General features: G+C 37.3%; 16 protein-coding genes and 1 pseudogene. 13 read left to right on the forward strand and 4 right to left on the reverse strand.

Going from position 1 to position 17802, the window contains the following annotated elements; all coding sequences use genetic code 11:
- Window positions 1-68 precede the first annotated feature (68 nt).
- Window positions 69-1484 (reverse strand): MBOAT family O-acyltransferase, encoded by a 1416-nt coding sequence (locus BWGOE10_RS04250; protein ID WP_070141055.1) that lies wholly within the window; start codon window positions 1482-1484, stop codon window positions 69-71.
- Between the two features lie 228 nt (window positions 1485-1712).
- Between BWGOE10_RS04250 and BWGOE10_RS04255 the strand changes: the two genes are divergently transcribed.
- Together BWGOE10_RS04255 and BWGOE10_RS04260 are read left to right on the forward strand one after the other, a co-directional pair.
- Window positions 1713-3170, forward strand: coding sequence for an MBOAT family O-acyltransferase (locus tag BWGOE10_RS04255; protein ID WP_070141056.1), 1458 nt, complete (start codon window positions 1713-1715; stop codon window positions 3168-3170).
- 9 nt (window positions 3171-3179) lie between these two features.
- Window positions 3180-4211, forward strand: coding sequence for a hypothetical protein (locus BWGOE10_RS04260; RefSeq protein ID WP_070141057.1), 1032 nt, complete (start codon window positions 3180-3182; stop codon window positions 4209-4211).
- An 88-nt stretch (window positions 4212-4299) separates the two neighbouring features.
- Here BWGOE10_RS04260 and BWGOE10_RS04265 read toward each other — a convergent pair whose 3' ends face one another.
- Entirely contained in the window at window positions 4300-5694 is a 1395-nt protein-coding gene (locus BWGOE10_RS04265; protein WP_070141058.1) for an O-antigen ligase family protein, read from the reverse strand.
- Between the two features lie 329 nt (window positions 5695-6023).
- On the opposite strand from BWGOE10_RS04265, the gene BWGOE10_RS04270 reads away from it, so the two are divergent.
- The 3 genes from BWGOE10_RS04270 to BWGOE10_RS04280 all read left to right on the forward strand — a co-directional run bounded on the left by BWGOE10_RS04270 (window position 6024) and on the right by BWGOE10_RS04280 (window position 7615).
- Complete coding sequence (locus BWGOE10_RS04270; protein WP_070141059.1) at window positions 6024-6812, forward strand: enoyl-CoA hydratase; 789 nt, start codon at window positions 6024-6026, stop codon at window positions 6810-6812.
- Between the two features lie 138 nt (window positions 6813-6950).
- The gene (locus BWGOE10_RS04275) at window positions 6951-7271 is read left to right on the forward strand and encodes a hypothetical protein (RefSeq protein ID WP_070141060.1); all 321 of its coding nucleotides are present in this window, start codon (window positions 6951-6953) and stop codon (window positions 7269-7271) included.
- A gap of 17 nt (window positions 7272-7288) precedes the next feature.
- Window positions 7289-7615: a nucleoside triphosphate pyrophosphohydrolase gene (locus BWGOE10_RS04280; protein ID WP_002159106.1), complete on the forward strand. Its 327-nt coding sequence runs from the start codon at window positions 7289-7291 to the stop codon at window positions 7613-7615.
- Between the two features lie 20 nt (window positions 7616-7635).
- On the opposite strand, the gene BWGOE10_RS04285 is transcribed toward BWGOE10_RS04280, so the two are convergent.
- Entirely contained in the window at window positions 7636-7815 is a 180-nt protein-coding gene (locus tag BWGOE10_RS04285; protein WP_070141061.1) for a hypothetical protein, read from the reverse strand.
- 128 nt (window positions 7816-7943) lie between these two features.
- Here BWGOE10_RS04285 and BWGOE10_RS04290 point away from each other — a divergent pair, with 128 nt between their 5' ends.
- The 3 genes from BWGOE10_RS04290 (at window position 7944) to BWGOE10_RS04300 (ending at window position 12086) form a co-directional block, all read left to right on the forward strand.
- Entirely contained in the window at window positions 7944-8993 is a 1050-nt protein-coding gene (locus BWGOE10_RS04290; protein WP_070141062.1) for a M42 family metallopeptidase, read from the forward strand.
- Between the two features lie 220 nt (window positions 8994-9213).
- The gene (locus BWGOE10_RS04295; RefSeq protein WP_070141063.1) at window positions 9214-10803 is read left to right on the forward strand and encodes an N-acetylmuramoyl-L-alanine amidase; all 1590 of its coding nucleotides are present in this window, start codon (window positions 9214-9216) and stop codon (window positions 10801-10803) included.
- Window positions 10804-11132: 329 nt separating this feature from the next.
- Complete coding sequence (locus BWGOE10_RS04300; RefSeq protein ID WP_000064982.1) at window positions 11133-12086, forward strand: TRM11 family SAM-dependent methyltransferase; 954 nt, start codon at window positions 11133-11135, stop codon at window positions 12084-12086.
- A gap of 152 nt (window positions 12087-12238) precedes the next feature.
- Here BWGOE10_RS04300 and BWGOE10_RS04305 read toward each other — a convergent pair whose 3' ends face one another.
- A complete protein-coding gene (locus BWGOE10_RS04305; protein ID WP_171903090.1) occupies window positions 12239-12475 on the reverse strand; it encodes a YflJ family protein in 237 nt (78 codons plus the stop codon).
- Between the two features lie 284 nt (window positions 12476-12759).
- Here BWGOE10_RS04305 and BWGOE10_RS04310 point away from each other — a divergent pair, with 284 nt between their 5' ends.
- From BWGOE10_RS04310 to BWGOE10_RS33680, 5 genes and pseudogenes are all read left to right on the forward strand, one after another.
- Window positions 12760-14115 carry an amino acid permease gene (locus BWGOE10_RS04310; protein ID WP_070141064.1) on the forward strand — a complete coding sequence of 452 codons (1356 nt, stop codon included), beginning with the start codon at window positions 12760-12762 and terminating at the stop codon, window positions 14113-14115.
- Window positions 14116-14133: 18 nt separating this feature from the next.
- Window positions 14134-15462 carry a 4-aminobutyrate--2-oxoglutarate transaminase gene (gene gabT / locus BWGOE10_RS04315; protein WP_070141065.1) on the forward strand — a complete coding sequence of 443 codons (1329 nt, stop codon included), beginning with the start codon at window positions 14134-14136 and terminating at the stop codon, window positions 15460-15462.
- A gap of 21 nt (window positions 15463-15483) precedes the next feature.
- Window positions 15484-16926 (forward strand): annotated as a pseudogene (locus BWGOE10_RS04320) (aldehyde dehydrogenase family protein).
- A gap of 32 nt (window positions 16927-16958) precedes the next feature.
- On the forward strand, window positions 16959-17312 hold the full coding sequence (locus tag BWGOE10_RS04325) for a DUF3870 domain-containing protein (RefSeq protein WP_002134650.1): 354 nt from the start codon (window positions 16959-16961) through the stop codon (window positions 17310-17312).
- Window positions 17313-17402: 90 nt separating this feature from the next.
- The gene (locus tag BWGOE10_RS33680) at window positions 17403-17531 is read left to right on the forward strand and encodes a hypothetical protein (RefSeq protein ID WP_257209049.1); all 129 of its coding nucleotides are present in this window, start codon (window positions 17403-17405) and stop codon (window positions 17529-17531) included.
- The last annotated feature ends 271 nt before the right edge of the window (window positions 17532-17802 follow it).

Consider the following 17802-nt stretch of genomic DNA (forward strand, 5'->3'; position numbering starts at 1 on the left):
ACCTAACTTCTTTGCTTTCGCTGAATTTTGAGGTGGGGGTCTTACTGCCTGGCAAATAGCGGGATAAGTTAAAACCTGAAGTAAATAAATGGATTATATGTCGAATTGATTAAATACATAATCGAAACCGTAAATAATGTTAGTAATAATATAGGACGTAGAACTTGCATCCCGAACGTATACGTTTTTGGCGCAAGTTCTAATATGTTTTTAATACGTTTTAAAATTGGTGTCGCTGCGATAAAGGCAATGATAAATACGATAATGTATTCATGTATATATAGCATTGTGTTGTCGTCGATGAAAGATTGTCCCCCTATGCCAAACATCGCTTTTAAATATTGGAACGAGTAGGCGAAGTTATCAGCTCGGAAGAAGACCCAACCGATCATAATGATGATTAGTACATATGCATGTTGCAGCGGCTTCCATAGCTTATTTAATATTTTCTCAAATCCAGCTTTTTCAATCGAGATGATAAGGCCGTAATATAATCCCCAGGCGATAAATGTCCAACTTGCTCCGTGCCATAAACCGGTTAATCCCCATACGATGAAGAGATTACGGTAATTTGCTAGTTTGGATACACGGTTTCCGCCGAGCGGAATGTATATATAGTCGCGGAACCAAGAGCCTAGTGTAATATGCCATCTTCTCCAAAATTCTGAAATGGATTTCGAGATGTATGGATAATTGAAGTTTTTCGGGAAATCAAATCCGAACATTTTTCCAAGTCCAATTGCCATATCAGAGTATCCTGAGAAATCGAAATAAATTTGAAGTGTATAGGCGATAATACCGATCCAAGCTGTTCCAACACTCATTTCAGACGGCGGTAAGGCAAAGATTTTATCTGCGACAAGTCCGACTTGATTGGCGATTAATATTTTTTTCGCTAATCCTAAAACGAAAATTTGGATACCTTCTGTAAATCGTTCAAAAGAATGGATGCGCGTTTTAATTTGCTCAGCAACGATATTGTAACGAACGATTGGTCCGGCAATAAGCTGCGGGAAAATTGATATATATAACGCTAAGTTAAGTGGATTCTTTTGAACTGCGCCATCTCTACGGTATATATCGATGACGTATGACATCGCTTGGAACGTATAGAATGAAATTCCAATTGGTAGTGGAATAGGTTCCACATGAATAGATAAATGCAAAGTTTGATTTAAAATGTCTGTGAAAAAGGAAATGTATTTAAAATAAGAAAGTAATAAAATATTTCCGACCACAGCCATAATTAAAAATGTGACTTTCATATTTTTTCGTTTATCATAATGATGCACGAGTAGGCCGAAGCAGTAGTTTAAAAGAATAGAAAAGAGCATTAAGAGGACGAATCGAGGTTCTCCCCATGCATAGAAAATTAAACTAAATGCAAGTAATACGAAATTACGTAGCTCGGCACGCACTATAAAATAGAAAAATAATACGAGAGGTAAAAAGATAAATAAGAAAACAGAACTACTAAATACCAAAGGACTCTCCTCACTTTTTTCAAAAATACATTTCGTGCAAAAAAAACGACATTTCTATTATATATTCTTTTATATAAAAGTGCCTTTAATATTTTATCATGTTAATAATTCGATTAAAATGATTAATATATATAATAGAAGAAACGGGGAGCAGAACCCTTTTGACACTCACTATTTGGATAAGATAAGATGAATAAGGTGTGATTTGTTTGGAAGGGAAGAGATGGTGTGTTATTTAACTCATTTGAGTTTATTTTTTTATTTTTACCGATAGCATTTCTTTTATATTTTCTATTAAATAAATTTGGACATGCTACATTAGCGAAAGCTTGGCTCGTTGCGGCCTCTTTATTTTTCTATAGTTATTGGAATGTGAAATATTTACCGCTTATGTTAGTGTCGCTCATTGTGAACTACTTTATTGGAATGAGGCTCGTAAAACATAAGAGTAAACTTCTTTTAACGATAGGATTAATATTTAATATAGGAATGCTTAGTTATTTCAAGTATTATGATTTCTTCTTACAAAATGTGAATTCATTATTTGGAACTCAGTTTACATTATTATCTTTAACGTTACCACTTGCGATTAGCTTCTATACGTTTCAAAAGATCGCATTTTTAGTAGATACGTATCGTGGTGAAACGAAGGCATGTCATTTTCTTGATTACGCATTGTTTGTAACGTTTTTTCCGCAGCTTATTGCAGGGCCGATTGTACATCATGCGCAAATTATGCCGCAGTTTACTGACGATAGTAAAAAGCGCTGGCAATCGAAGTATATCGTTCTTGGTATATTCGTATTTGCAGTTGGTATTTTCAAAAAGGTAGGTATTGCAGATGTATTATCTCCCCTTGTACATGAAGGGTTTGATGTGCAGCAATCATTAACATTTGTTGAAGCGTGGCTTTCGTCGTTAGCGTTTACGTTCCAATTGTATTTTGATTTTAGTGGATATAGTGATATGGCAATTGGAATCGCTTTAATGTTTAATATTAAATTACCGCAAAACTTTAATTCACCGTATAAAGCAGTGAATATACAAGATTTTTGGCATCGTTGGCATATGACGCTTAGCCAGTTTTTAACGAAGTACGTATACATTTCTCTAGGAGGAAATCGAAAAGGAATTACGCGTACATACGTAAATATTATGATTGTATTTTTAATAAGTGGACTTTGGCATGGAGCTGGTTGGACATTTGTTTTTTGGGGATTCTTGCACGGCGCAGCTTCGGTTATTCATCGCTTATGGAGTAAAGCGGGAGGGCGCATGCCAGCCTTTGCTGGTTGGTTCGTTACGTTTTTCTTCATTAATATAACGTGGGTATTCTTTAGGGCAACATCTATGCATGATGCGGTGAAAGTGTTAAAAGGAATGTTCGGACTAAATGGAATCGAATTAGCAAATAGTGTATTCCCAGCATTCATAATAGAGAAGCTGCAATTTTTAAAAGAGTACGGTGTTTCATTTACAGAAGGGTACCATGTCTCTTTATTAGATCCGAAAATGGTAGTGTATATTTTCGGAGCGTTATGTATTAGTTTCTTCTTAAAAAATTCAATTCAGTTAAAAGATTCATTCCGTCCGAATGTATGGACTGCTTTATTTACTGCAGTATTACTCGTATATAGCGTGTTACATTTAACGAGTATTAGTGAGTTTTTATACTTTAATTTCTAGGTGGAGAATATGAAAAACAAACATTGGCTTATTGTCGTTTTTGTATGTGTTTTTGTTCCTCTGGCAGGTGTCGGGATATTTAATAGCTATATAGATTCACTTTGGTTATTCCCGCATAAAAATAAGTGGAATGATGTTCAGTACGGGTTTAACGAGAGACAACAGAAAACGAATTATATTACATACCGTCCGTTTACATATGATGGAGTTATACTTGGAAGTAGTAGAACGACTTTTATTAACGAGAATGACTTCACCGGGTTAAACGCATTTAATTATGCGGTAAGTAGTACAGACCCGCGTGAATATGATGCATATATTGAATATGCAAAAGAACAAAAAGGTAGTGAACTCACGTCTATTGTACTTGGTTTAGATTTCCTTGGAACGAACAAAAATAGGGAAATTGGTTTTGATAAACCAGAAGTGTATATTAATCAGGCGCAAAGTTTATTGTATCCGGTCAAATCGTATGTAAGTATGGACGGGATTACTTATTCAAAGAATACAATCGCAAATTCCACTCATCATAGTACGAATCTTGACCGGTACAATCGAGAAAATATAAAATCGATGCGCGATTATACGAAAGAAGAACGTGATGCGCAAATAGCGGCGCAAGTAGATAAGTTTAGTAAAGAGATTTACGGCGGGAATTATGAGTATCAAAATATGAAAGAAATATTAGGAACAGTAAAGGCTCATAATCCGAATACGAAGTTTTATATTTTTACAACGCCTGTTTCAGAGCCTCTGTTCCGTACGATGATTCAATCAGGGCGATGGGAAGATTATAAAAAATGGCTTCATGACGCTGTAGATGTATTTGGAGAAGTTCACCATTTCATGTATCTTAATTCCGTTACAACGAATTTAGATAACTATATGGATGGGCATCATTTTAGACCGGAAACCGGAAAGTTGATTGCGCATAAAGTTGTGAATGAAGAAGATGGCAACGTCCCGAAAGATTTCGGTATTGTCATTACGAAGGATAATATTGATGAGGTGTTGGAGGAGATTCGGGCGTCTTTTCAATAAAAAATAGGTCATAAATGTGGTCTAGTCTTTGCCGAGTAGACTGTATAAAAAAGATGAAGCAGCCACCGAGATCTAATGGCTGCTTCTTTTATTCTGCCTCTAAATCAACAATTAAGTAAGCGAGTATAACAACGAAGAAAATACTAACGGACGGCGCTGTTAATACGTGTCCGGACATAAAACCGATTCCAAGTGATAGGACAACGGTGCTAGCTAATAGCATATATTTCACGGTTAATATTTTCTTAAAGTTTGTTATGACGCGAATGAATAATTTAATACCGAAGTATAGAAGTGGTAGTAAGTAAATAAGGAAACCGACGATTCCGAATGCAAAGAATAGATCGTGGAAGTCCATTTCGATTAATTTAATTTTAACCGTATAGTTACCAGCATAGCCCATTCCGAATAATTTTTGTGATAGTGGTGCGTCTTTATAGTATTGTTTGTATACTTTTAAAAACTTATCGCGATCACTGTAAATTAAACTTTTGACCTCAGAGTCTGTTAGCTCACCTTTTGCATGTTTTTTCTCTTCGTCTGGATCTTCTTTAATTACTTTTCCTTCTTTTCTATCTTTTTCTTCTTGTACTGATTTTTTGTATTCGTATATTTGCATATGAATGCCCATGTTTTTTGCGATAGGAGTATGCGGTGTAAGGGCAATTAAACCTCCTAGTACAATAGCGGCAACAACTGTATTTACGAGATATGTGAACCCTTTTCCTTCTTTTTTGCGATGAATCATATATTCAATGAATGAGAATAAAAGTGCCACGCCAAGCGTTAGAACAATTGCACCATATCCTACTTTTGTTCCGATCATAATACTTGCATACATCGCAAGTATTGTTGGAATCCAGTAATAGATTTTCGAGAAAGAAGTTGTTTTATGAATCGAATAGAGCACTACGATTGGGAACATAATTGCAAAAATAGAACTTAAATCATTTCCAGCAAAGAACCAACCTCTTGAACCGATCTTTGAGTGAGGGTAGCTTGGGAAATCTGTACCAGTTTGCATTGCAACAATCAGTGTGATGCTCAAAATTAAAGTTGCATATAAGAAATATGTAATGATTTTATGAAATGCATATTCTTTATTTTTTAATTCTTTAAAGACGATAATATATCCAAACAGTAGCACAATTGGATATATGCTCTTTAAAATAAATTTCACTTCATCGCCAAATGAAACTGGAGATTTAATCATCATATTATTTGCAAGACCAATTGCTAGTACGATACTGAGTAGGCATAAATAGAGAATGTACTTTTTCGCTCCATGTTGATTTCTATGAAGAAGTAGATAACCTAATGCAAGAAGCATAAAGGCGAAACGGACTATGATTCCAACTGTTGCGCTCATGTGTAATACATAGATTGAAAAAGACGTTAATAAATCTAAAATTGGTTGAAACACAATGAATAGCAATAGGAAATGCGGGAAGTAGTTATCCGTTTGTTTCAACTTATTAACCATATATTCCTCCATTTCTTCATTCCTTTAGTTCAATACCCAAGAGATGGGGATAAAAGCCTTATTTACATAATAAGGCGAATGAATTTCAATATTTATTTTTTTGCATCAAACTTAAGAATACACCATTTCAGTGTAATGGTAAATAGATGAAAAGCATTGATAAACCGACTTTAATTTCTATATTTTTTAACGAAATTGTATGTTTTATACGGAGATATATACAAATTGTGAGAATATTAGACAGAAAATTGAGAAAAAAGAAGGATTTTTAACATGCTTTCTATAATTATATAAGTATAATCTTTATGTGGAAAAGAGGGGTATATATAATGGAAGTAACAAGTAAAACAGAATCTGTTGTTGTGAAATATGAAGGGCGCGTAGCAACGGTTATGGTCAATCGTCCAGAGGTTTTAAATGCACTAGATGAACCGACGTTAAAAGAGTTATTACAAAAGTTGAAAGAAGTGGCGGAAAGTTCTGTTCACGTTGTTGTGTTATGCGGAAGTGGCCGTGGTTTTTCTGCGGGTGGAGATATTAAATCGATGCTTTCAAGTAATGATGAAAGTAAGTTTGAAGGCATCATGAATACAATTTCTGAAATCGTTGTGACGTTATATACGATGCCGAAGCTTGTTATTAGTGCAATTCATGGACCAACTGCTGGACTTGGATTAAGTATTGCATTAACAGCTGATTATGTCATGGCAGATATATCATCAGTTATTGCGATGAACTTTATTGGAATCGCTTTAATTCCAGATGGTGGTGGTCATTTCTTCCTTCAAAAGCGTGTGGGTGAAAATATGACGAAGAAAATCATTTGGGAAGGGAAGAAGTTATCGGCAACAGAAGCATTAGACATCGGTTTAATTGATGAAGTAATCGGTGAGGATTTCCAAATGACTGTGAAGCAAAAAATTAATGAGTGGTTACAAAAACCAATCAAGGCAATGATTCAAACGAAACAAATTTTATGTGAAGTAAATCGTTCTAATTTAGAACAAACGCTTCAGCTCGAAAAGCGTGGTCAATATGCGATGAGACAAACAGCGGATCATAAAGAAGGTATTGCTGCTTTTCTAGAAAAACGTTTACCAGCATTTAAAGGGGAATAAAGTGAAACTTTAATCCGTGGGGGGTTTGTTTATCCCCCGCGGATTATTAGTCTGACTGCCCGTTAATTCGAGATAAAGGGAAGAAAGTGCTAACACATTTTAGTATAATTGTGTTAGCACTTTTTTTAGGAGTAATAAATGAAGAAAATTATCGGTGTTATCGTTATGATTTTACTTACATATTATGCTTTGCATAGTACACCATCTCTTGCGGTACGGACTGCATTATTCTTTGAGGGACATCCAACTGTTGCTTTCTCTGGTGAAGTGAAGAAAGAACGGGATGTGAAAAAAGAGGCGATTCCTGATGAGTACCAAACCTTATACGGCGATAAGAAAGAAGAACCAGAGCATTACTTCTTTCCGGTAGTAAGAGCGCACGGATCAGGAATTGATATGTTAAGTGCTTGTGTGAAAAAAGAGTGGTTTTTCTATAAAGCAGAGCTTGGGTGTTATTAAAAGTGGGAGGAAAAGTGATGTCAACTTATAACAGATTAGTAAGAGATCGTGTCCCAGAGAAAATTTTGATGTCTGGAAAAACATATACAGCACAAAAATTAACAGGACAAGCTTACATACAAGCGTTAGCGAAAATTGGTACAGAAGAAATTCGTGAATTTGCTTCGATGAAAGAGCGTGAACATGCGCTAGATTCACTTGCAGATGCACTTGAAGTTATTGTTTCATTAGCGCGCGCAGAAGGTGCAACAATTGAAGATATAGAGCGTATTCGTAAGCAAAAAGAAGAAGAGCGCGGCGGATTTACAAGAGGGATTTATTTGATGGACGTTTCGGAAGAGTAGTTTTATAGAAAAAGCACAGCTTACTCGGTAGCGCTGTGCTTTTTTCCTGCAATTAGGCTAATGATTAAGAAGATAATAGTTAATGCCCAGCCAATTGTAATTGAGGTAGTAGTGTGAACGACATAAGAGACTTGTAAACATAGTAATGATGATAAAAACCAAATAAGTGCAATATGTACATGTTTTTTCGTTACATTCATTTTTGTTATCTCCTTTTCACTTACTAAACTAAATTTTACTATAATTTAGAAAATTAGACTATATGAGTAGAGGTTTTATTGTAATTTCGCTATACTAAATAGTAGAAAAAAAGAGGAGGAAAACGACAATGGCACATCATGCAAAAGAAACGATGGAATTAATTAAAGAGCTTGTCTCTATTCCAAGTCCATCTGGAAACACGGCGAAAATTATTAATTTTATTGAAAACTATGTAAGTGAGTGGAATGTAGAGACGAAGCGTAATAATAAAGGCGCTCTTATTTTAACGGTTAAAGGGAAGAATGATGAGCAGCATCGTTTATTAACTGCTCATGTTGATACGTTAGGTGCGATGGTTAAAGAAATTAAGCCTGACGGTCGTCTTCGTCTATCTATGATTGGTGGATTTCGCTGGAACTCTGTAGAAGGGGAATATTGCGAAATTGAAACGTCAAGCGGTAAGAAGTATACAGGTACAATTTTAATGCATCAAACTTCTGTCCATGTGTACAAAGATGCAGGGGAAGCGAAGCGCGATGAGAAAAATATTGAAGTGCGTATTGATGAGCGTGTCTTTTCAGCAAATGAAGTACGTGAGTTAGGAATTGAAGTAGGAGACTTCGTTTCATTTGATCCACGCGTTCAAATTACAGAGAGTGGATACATAAAATCACGTCATTTAGACGATAAGGTAAGTGTAGCAATTCTATTAAAATTAATTAAAAGATTGCAAGATGAAAAGGTAACATTGCCATATACAACACATTTCTTAATTTCTAATAATGAAGAAATTGGGTATGGTGGAAACTCAAATATTCCAGAAGAAACGGTAGAATATTTAGCAGTTGATATGGGAGCATTAGGTGATGGACAAGCATCTGATGAATATACAGTATCCATTTGTGCGAAAGACTCTAGCGGTCCATACCATTATGCTTTACGTAAACATTTAGTTGAACTGGCGAAAGCGAATGCTATTGAATATAAAGTGGATATTTATCCATACTACGGATCAGATGCATCAGCTGCGATTCGCGCCGGATTTGATGTGAAACATGCGTTAATTGGAGCTGGTATTGATTCTTCTCACGCATTTGAGCGTACGCACGAAAGCTCGATTGCACATACAGAAGCACTTGTTTATGCATATGTGTTATCAGAAATGATAGTAGAATAGTGAGAGGGTGGTTGATTCTATGAATCAACCACTTTTTTGTGTATAAAAAATACTTTAAGTGTATTTTATTTTACAATAATAAGAAAGTAGGTTTACTACAGAATTCTAGTATTATAGAATGATAGAGGCGCACTAATTTTTTTTGTTCGTCGTTTGATGTAATTTATATATTAAGATTACGCGTTTTAAACGTTGGTTTTCGAGAGGAGTATTATTATTTATGAAGTATCGTGCAGTCGCGGCAGGTATTTTAGCCGCAAGTTTATTATCGTCTCCAATTAGTAGTTTCGCAGCAGGGAAAAAGTTTTCAGATGTTCCTACATGGGCACAGGAATCGGTTGACTATTTAGTAGGGAAAAAAGCACTTGATGGAAAACCAGATGGAACGTTTTCTCCATCTGAAGCAGTAGATAAAGGATCAGCTGCAAAAATATTAGCGGTAGTTCTTGGCTTACCAATTGATCCAAAAGCGAAACCATCTTTTAAAGATTCGCAAACTCATTGGGCAGCACCATATATTGCTGCGGTAGAAAAAGCTGGTGTAATTAGTGGAGATGGTACTGGGAAATTCAATCCATCAAGCCAAATTAACCGTGCATCTATGGCATCTATGTTAGTACAAGCGTACTCATTGGATAAGAAAATTATTGGAGAACTTCCAACACAGTTTAAAGATTTGGAACCTCATTGGGGCAAGAAACAAGCTAATATTTTAGTAGCTTTAGAGATTTCAAAGGGTACAGGAAATGGCTGGAATCCTGACGGTACTGTAAGTCGTGCTGAAGCAGCTCAGTTCATCGCGATGGCAGATAAAAATAAAACAAATACATCGAAAAGAATGTATATGAATAGAAACTTTATTACATATCATCAAGCATCGTTATCATCTGGTATTACTGACACTCAACATAAGCCACAAATGCTTGAAGTGAAAGAGCAAAGAGCGAATGGTTGGTTAAAGGTTGTAACAAGTAAAGGTGAGAAGTGGACACCATCACAAGAAAAAACAGAGTCTATTAATCAAGAATTCACTACATATCAAGAAGCTTCACATACGTCTACAGTGGCAGGCACACATAAAGCACAACAAGTAACTGTTATTGAAGAAAAAGATAGCTGGATTCGTATCCGTATGGGAACTGGTTTCCAATGGGTGGATAAAAATCAATTAAACCCAGTGAAGCAAGGTAACTTCCTAGAAGGTAAAGCGATTATTATTGATCCAGGTCATGGTGGAATTGACTCGGGGAACCCTGGTTATTATGAGAAAGAAAGTAAAACCGTATTAGATGTATCATTACGATTACAGAAAATATTTGAGAAAAAGACACCGTTTACTGTGTTGTTAACTCGTGAGAATGATACACGTCCAGGAAACACTGCAGCTGAGTCTTTACAAAAACGTGTAGAATTTGCTCAGGCAAATAAAGGTGATATTTTTGTAAGTATTCATGGTAATGGTACGGATAGTAAACAAGGACAAGGTACAGAAACATTCTACTATGAATCAGCGACAGCAAGAGGGACAAACCCGAATGTATCAGAAAGTCGTTTATTAGCAGAGAAAATTCAAGAGCGTCTTGTAGATGCACTTGGAACAAAAGATCGCGGTGTGAAGAAAGGCGATTTATATGTAATTAGAGAAAACACGATGCCAGCTGTATTAGCAGAATTAGCATTTGTAGATAATAAAAGCGATGCTGATAAAATTGCTACACCAGAACAGAGACAAAGTGCAGCAGAAGCTATTTATCAAGGTATTTTAGATTACTACGAAGCAATGGGTAATAACGTATCTTCTTACCGTTAATAAATATAGAGAATGATAGAAGAGATTGCCAAGAGGCAGTCTCTTTTATTTGTTAAATGAATTATAAAGGTTTCTCTTTATTTCGGGCATATGATATCATTTAATTTTATCCCGCTATTTGTGGGCAGTAAGATTCCCACCTAGAAATTAGACGAACACGAGGAAGCTAGGTCTAGGTAGGAGTCGGGCTGCCCGTAAACGCCCGATTGGTGCGGGCTTTTATCAGTGGGAGATAAGGCTTCCCACTGATAAAAGTTTCACTTTATGTGAAAAAAGTATTTGAGTAATTTTGATCATAACAATTTTAAACGATAAAGGATGATAATAGATTGAGTAATCATAGTAAAACACCTGCATGTATATATACGTATGCGTTTCGCGAAGAGGAGCGTGCTTTATGTTACTTGGAAATGCGCTCGTTCTTTGGGATGGAGTCTCACGTTAATATTTTGAAAAGTGAAGTCAAGATTGCTCCGAGTAGAAGTCCGTTTATTAAAGAGCGCGTTGAGGTTATGTATGAAGGGGACGACTTAGAAAGCATTTTAGAACAAGTGGAACAAATTGATTTAGCGGGAGCGACATTCAAAGTTATCTTCGTTAAAATCAATGATCTTGGTAAAGAAAATAAAATTGAATATGGGGAAAGACGCCTTATTGAACGAGACCTCGGCATGCATATTGAAGGAGAAGCGGATGTTCGTAATCCAGAGCGTGTATTCGGGATTGTTCCTCTTGGAGGACGCTGGTACTTCGGACACTATGTAGAAAGTGATCCGGTTTGGTATCATCATATAAAAAAACCGCATAGCTATTCGACATCACTGAGCACACGTGTTGCTAGAGCTGTCGCAAATATCGCTGTGCCAAACCCAGATGGAGTGCGAGCAATTGACCCGTGCTGCGGTATTGGAACAGTAGTAGTAGAAGCACTTTCTATGGGGATTAACATCGTTGGTAGAGATATAAATCCGCTTGTGGTTCTTGGAACGAGAAAAAACATCGCACATTTCGGGTTTGAAGGAACAGTAACAAAAGGTCCAATTGAAGAAATTACTGAGAACTACGACGTCGCAATTATCGATATGCCGTACGACCTATTTACGCACGCAACACCAGAAGATCAACTCTCAATTCTTTCAAGTGCGCGCCGCATTGCAAAAAAAGTAGTCGTTGTCACGATGGAAACAATGGACGACATGATTCATGAAGCGGGATTTGAAATTACAGACCGCTGTATCACAAGAAAAGGATCATTTTCTAGACAAATTCTTGTTTGTGAATAGGAAAGAAAGGTCACCCGTTTGGGTGACCTTTTTTGGTTTGTATAATCTTAGCAGGATGTGTGATTGGTTGGTGGAATAGAGGGGGGATTTGGTGATAAGTCGATATTCCATGTCGAATCGCCGATATATTCCGAGAATCAATCGATAGCAGATTACTCTTCTTTCGTCTTCTCTTGTTGTGCAATTAGTAAATTGCGTAATACGTGTCCGCGGTAACTTTCTAGTTTTCGTCCTTCATGATAGCGAACACCTAATTTTTTTAGCTCAGCTACGTACCAGCCTTTCGTTCCGTAATACATGAGACCACTTCCTTTTTTCTTTTGAACAGTATATGTGCCTGGGCGAGAGAATTTTCTTTTTTTATTTATGAAATTTGCGAAAGTAAACATTGAATATTCAGTTTATTTGTAATATGATTAACTTATTATCGGATGACAGTGATTAGCCTCCCTGTAAGCCCGAATGCCTTTTTGAAAATGAATAGAGGAACAACTTCTTTCCACTTGAACTTCCTTAGCAGGAGGACGAGCCATAAGGATAGGGGCAGTAAAATTCAATGCAGTTGTATGCGTTGTTTTTCTGGCTCTTTTTATTTTTTAGTTAAAGTAGGAGGGGATTTTTAGAAAGCGTTGTCAATGGAGTATGGTGTACGTCCACGCTAATGGAGGGGCTGGTGAATTGTTTGGCTAAAGAGAAAAAGGAGTTACAGAAGGATTTAAAAACTCGGCATATAACAATGATTTCGATCGGCGGGGTTATCGGAGGCGGTTTGTTTGTAGGAAGTGGGACGATTATTCAATCGACGGGTCCAGCAGCGATTTTGTCCTATATTATCGGTGCTTTAATGGTTGTGCTCGTGATGCGGATGTTAGGAGAGATGGCAGCGGAAAATCCTGATAGCGGTTCTTTCGCAACGTATGCGAACAAAGCAATTGGGCCGTGGGCAGGGTATACGATTGGGTGGTTATATTGGTTTAATTGGGTCATTATTATCGCAATTGAAGCGGTGCTTTTAGGCGTGATGATTAACAATTGGTTCCCGTCGGTTCCAGCATGGCTGGCGAGTTTATGTATGGTCCTTTTAATGACGATGACGAATGTATATTCAGTAAAATTGTACGGTGAGTTTGAATATTGGTTAGCGTTTATTAAAGTTGTGGCGATTGTTGCGTTTTTAATTTTAGGAGTTTCGATGTTTTTTGGACTTGTTCCTGTCTTACTGAGCGTTGTATTTATTTCTTTCTCTTTATCGGGAAGCGAAGTCGCCGCGATTGCAGCCGGGGAATCGGAAAATCCAGAGAAGAATGTTATACGAGCTATTAATAGTGTAGTATGGCGTCTTATGCTTTTCTTCGTAGGTTCAGTAACAATTTTAGTTATGTTTATTCCGTGGACGGATAAGGAGTTATTAAAACTTCCGTATGCAAGTTTATTTAATATGGCAGGAGTACCTGCAGCCGCAGAAATTATGAATGGTGTTGTATTTTTATCACTACTTTCCGTTATGAACTCAGGTATATATACGAGTTCGCGTATGTTATTTTCACTTGCTAAAAAAGGCGATGCTCCGGCTAGTTTCTCACGGTTAAATAGTAGAGGGACACCGGTTGTAGCGATCTATGCAAGTATCGTATTTGCATTTATTTGCGCGATGTTGAAATTTATATCTCCTGATAAACTGTTTGCGTTTTTAGCGAATAGTTCAGGCGGGGTAACGATGCTTATGTATATGTTCGTTGCTGTATCACATGTCATATTAAGACGAGAGAGGGAAAGAGAAGGGGCTGGAAAGCTAAAAGTGAAAATGTGGTTATTCCCTTATCTCACATATGCAACGCTTTTAATGATTATTACGATATTTGTTTCACAAGCATTTATAGCAGATATGCGTATGCAGTTTTACATGACATTATTAGCTACGATCCTAGTAATAATAAGTTATTTTTTAAGAGTTAGAAAGTTCGATAAGCAAAAGTTGAATGATTTTACGATTATAAAAGATTCGGAAGTTAGCATAGAAAAAGAATAAGAAAAGGGGTTATGTTCGATGTTGAAAGAGAAGAAAGATATTACAACTACAAAATCTAGTATATTGCATGAAAGAAGAAAAAATGCGGTGCCAGAAGGCCCTTACAATATTACAGAGTTGTATGTGCAATCAGCAAAAGGCGCGATTATTACGGATGTAGATGGTAATGAACTAATCGATTTTGCGGGCGGAATTGGTATGCAAAACGTCGGACATTGTCACCCGAAAGTAGTAAAGGCGATTCAAGATCAAGTGGAATCTTCTATCCATAGTTGTTTTCATGTAGCGCCGTATGAAAGTTATATTACACTGGCGGAAAGACTGAATGAGTTAACGCCAGGTGATTTCAAGAAAAAAACGATGTTTGCGAACAGCGGTGCTGAAGCAGTAGAAAATGCGGTGAAGATTGCTAGAAAAGCAACTGGAAGAAGCGCAATCGTTTCGTTTGAGCGTGCATATCACGGGCGTACACTTTTGACGATGTCACTTACAAGTAAGGTGAAACCGTACAAACATGGATTTGGACCGTTTGCATCAGAAGTATACAAATTACCATATCCGTATTATTACCGCGCTGACGAAGGGCTAACACAAGAAGAAGTAGACGCGCAAATTTTAGCGTATTTCGAACGCTTTATGTTAGAGGAAGTAGCAAGTGATAATATCGCTGCGATTATTTTGGAACCGCTTCAAGGAGAAGGCGGATTTATCGTTCCGACGACTACGTTCATGCAAGGTGTTCGAAATATTTGCGATAAGTACGGAATCATTATGATTGCGGATGAAATTCAAACTGGTTTCGCTCGTACGGGCAGCCTATTTGCAATGGATCATTTCGGCGTAGCTCCTGATTTAATGACATTTTCAAAATCAATTGCTGCTGGAATGCCGCTGAGCGCGATAACAGGAAGAGCGGATTTGATGGATGCACCTGGACCAGGTCAATTAGGTGGTACTTTCTCAGGAAGTCCAGCTGCTTGCGCGGCTGCATTAGCTGTTTTAGATGTAATCGAAGAAGAGAATTTAGTAAATCGCGCTGTAGAAATTGGCGAGCGCATGATGGAAGTGTTTAATAGCTGGAAAGAGAAATACGAACTAGTTGGCGATGTCAGGGGTCTTGGTGCTATGACTGCAATCGAGCTTGTGAAGGATAAAGAGACGAAAGAGCCAGCAGCAGAAGAAGTTAAAGCGATTATGAAGGAAACGCATAGTAAAGGGGTCATTACGATAAGCGCTGGTATTTATAGTAACGTACTTCGCTTCTTGCCGCCTCTTGTTATAACTGATGAACAGCTTGAAGAAGGGCTTACTATTTTAGAAGCTGCTATTGCGAAACTATCAAAATAAAAAAATGGTGGGGGCAGGGGAATGAAGTTTTTCAATTATATAAACGGTGAGTGGAGAGAGCCTTCCACGAATGCATACATTAAAAATTATAATCCGCATAACGGGGAAGTACTAGGTGAATTCCCGTTTAGTTCGGTAGAAGATACACGAGTAGCAATCGCATCAGCGAAAGAGGCTTTTCATAAATGGCAAAAGTTATCGTTTCAAGAAAGAGCAAATTATTTATGGAAAGCGGCAGCTATTTTAAAAGAAAAGGTAAATGAAGTTGGCCGGGATGTAACGAATGAAGAAGGAAAGACGATTGCAGAAGGAATAGGAGAGACGAAGCGGGCGATTAGCATTCTTGAATATTATGCCGGGGAAGCAAATCAGCCGATCGGAGAGATCATCCCGTCTGCTAATGAAAGTACAATGCTTTACAGTAAACGTGTAGCAGTAGGACCAGTTGGATTAATTACGCCATGAAACTTTCCGATTGCGATTCCAGCGTGGAAAATGGCGCCGGCACTAATTTACGGAAATACGATTGTCATTAAGCCGGCTGAAGTTACGCCAAAATCTGTGTACCATCTTGTAAATGCTTTTCATGAGGCAGGCATTCCGGCGGGCGTTATAAATTGTGTGTTCGGTAAAGGCTCTGAAGTTGGGGCAGAATTGACAGGAAATCCGGATATAAAAGCGGTGTCCTTTACTGGTTCTAATCACGTTGGAAACATCATTCAAAAGGCAGCCGTTGAAACTAGGAAAAAAGTACAGTTAGAAATGGGCGGGAAAAATCCGTTAGTTGTATTAAAAGATGCCGATATTGAAAAGGCAGTAAATATTGCGATAAAAGGTGCGTTTATGTCAACGGGGCAAAAATGTACCGCAACAAGTAGAGTGATCGTAGAAGGGGAAATTTATGAAGCATTCAAGGGTCGACTGTTGCAACGAACGGAAGCTCTTACAGTTGGGAACCCGTTAGAACCGGATACATTTATGGGCCCATGTGTTTCCAAAGGACAGCAGCAATCTATTTTATCGATGATTGAAGTAGGAAAAGGAGAGGCTTCTTTACTGTATGGAGGCAGCGTGCCAGACGAAGCTGAACTGCAGCGAGGGTGTTATGTTTTACCGACTATTTTTGAAAATGTCGATAAAGATGCACGCATTGCAAGAGAAGAAATTTTCGGCCCAGTTATATGTTTATTTAAAGTGAATAGTTATGAAGAAGCAGTTTCTTTAGCGAATGATACAGAATACGGACTAAGTGCATCGATTTGTACGAATAATTTAAGTTTGTCGCAAAAGTTTATTGATGATATGGAAGTTGGAATGGTACACGTGAATTCAGAAACTGCAGGAGCAGAACCACAAGTTCCGTTTGGCGGAATGAAAAACTCTAGTGCTGGACCGCGTGAACAAGGAAAAGCGGCTAAAGAATTTTACACGAGAATAAAGACAGTATACGTAGATCAAGTATAAGCGACAAAAAATATAGTAACGGAGGATGAAATATGCGTAAAGGGACATTTTTTATGGCGGGACATTCGAGACTTCCGAAAGGGATGGCTGTTCGCAGTATGTACGAGACACTAACAATTACAATTGAGGCAGATCATAAATATCATGTCATTATTGAAGCGTCATGTACGCTTGCGACAGAGCATGGTAGAGACTTCGTCGCTCAAATGTTGAGAGGACATAGTTTGCAAGATGGTATTGAAGAAATCGTACAAGATATTATGGACCATTATCAAGGAAAAGCGCAAAATGCCATCGTTAGTGCGGTAAAAGATTTACATCGCCAATACGTAAGTTATTTAAATGATGAACAGCCCAGGGGAGAGTACGAGGAAACAACACCATAAAAACTGTCTAGTTTACAACCATAAACGAGAGCCAGTTGTATTTCCGTTAACGGGATACGACTGGCTTTTTATATTGAGGAGGCAAAAACTATGAAAAAATTAAGTGAAGTTCAAGTTGTAAAACAAGAGACGAAAAAAGGAGGATGTGCGGAAAGTAAGGGGATTTGTAAAATGTGTAAAGTATGTCGAGAAAATAATAAAAAACGAATTGACAGTTAGAATATTTTGAATTATTATTTAATTAATAAGATCCATACGAGAAATTAGCCTTCTCTATATCCGATCTTGCTTTCCTGTTTTACAAATATTTTCATAAAAACTGTCTATTATTATTGTACTTTAAGAGATTAAAGAACACTCGTAATTATGAGCCAGTTGTACGTTTCTACGATTTTATGTCGTGGATGCGTATGACTGGCTTTTTCGATGTTAGGGCAGTAAGACCGAATCTCAGCATAAGAAGATAAGGATAACTGTCTGTAAAAAGCGT

The organism is Bacillus mycoides (assembly GCF_001757995.1).
In the GTDB taxonomy this organism is placed as follows: Bacteria; Bacillota; Bacilli; order Bacillales; family Bacillaceae_G; genus Bacillus_A; species Bacillus_A mycoides_B.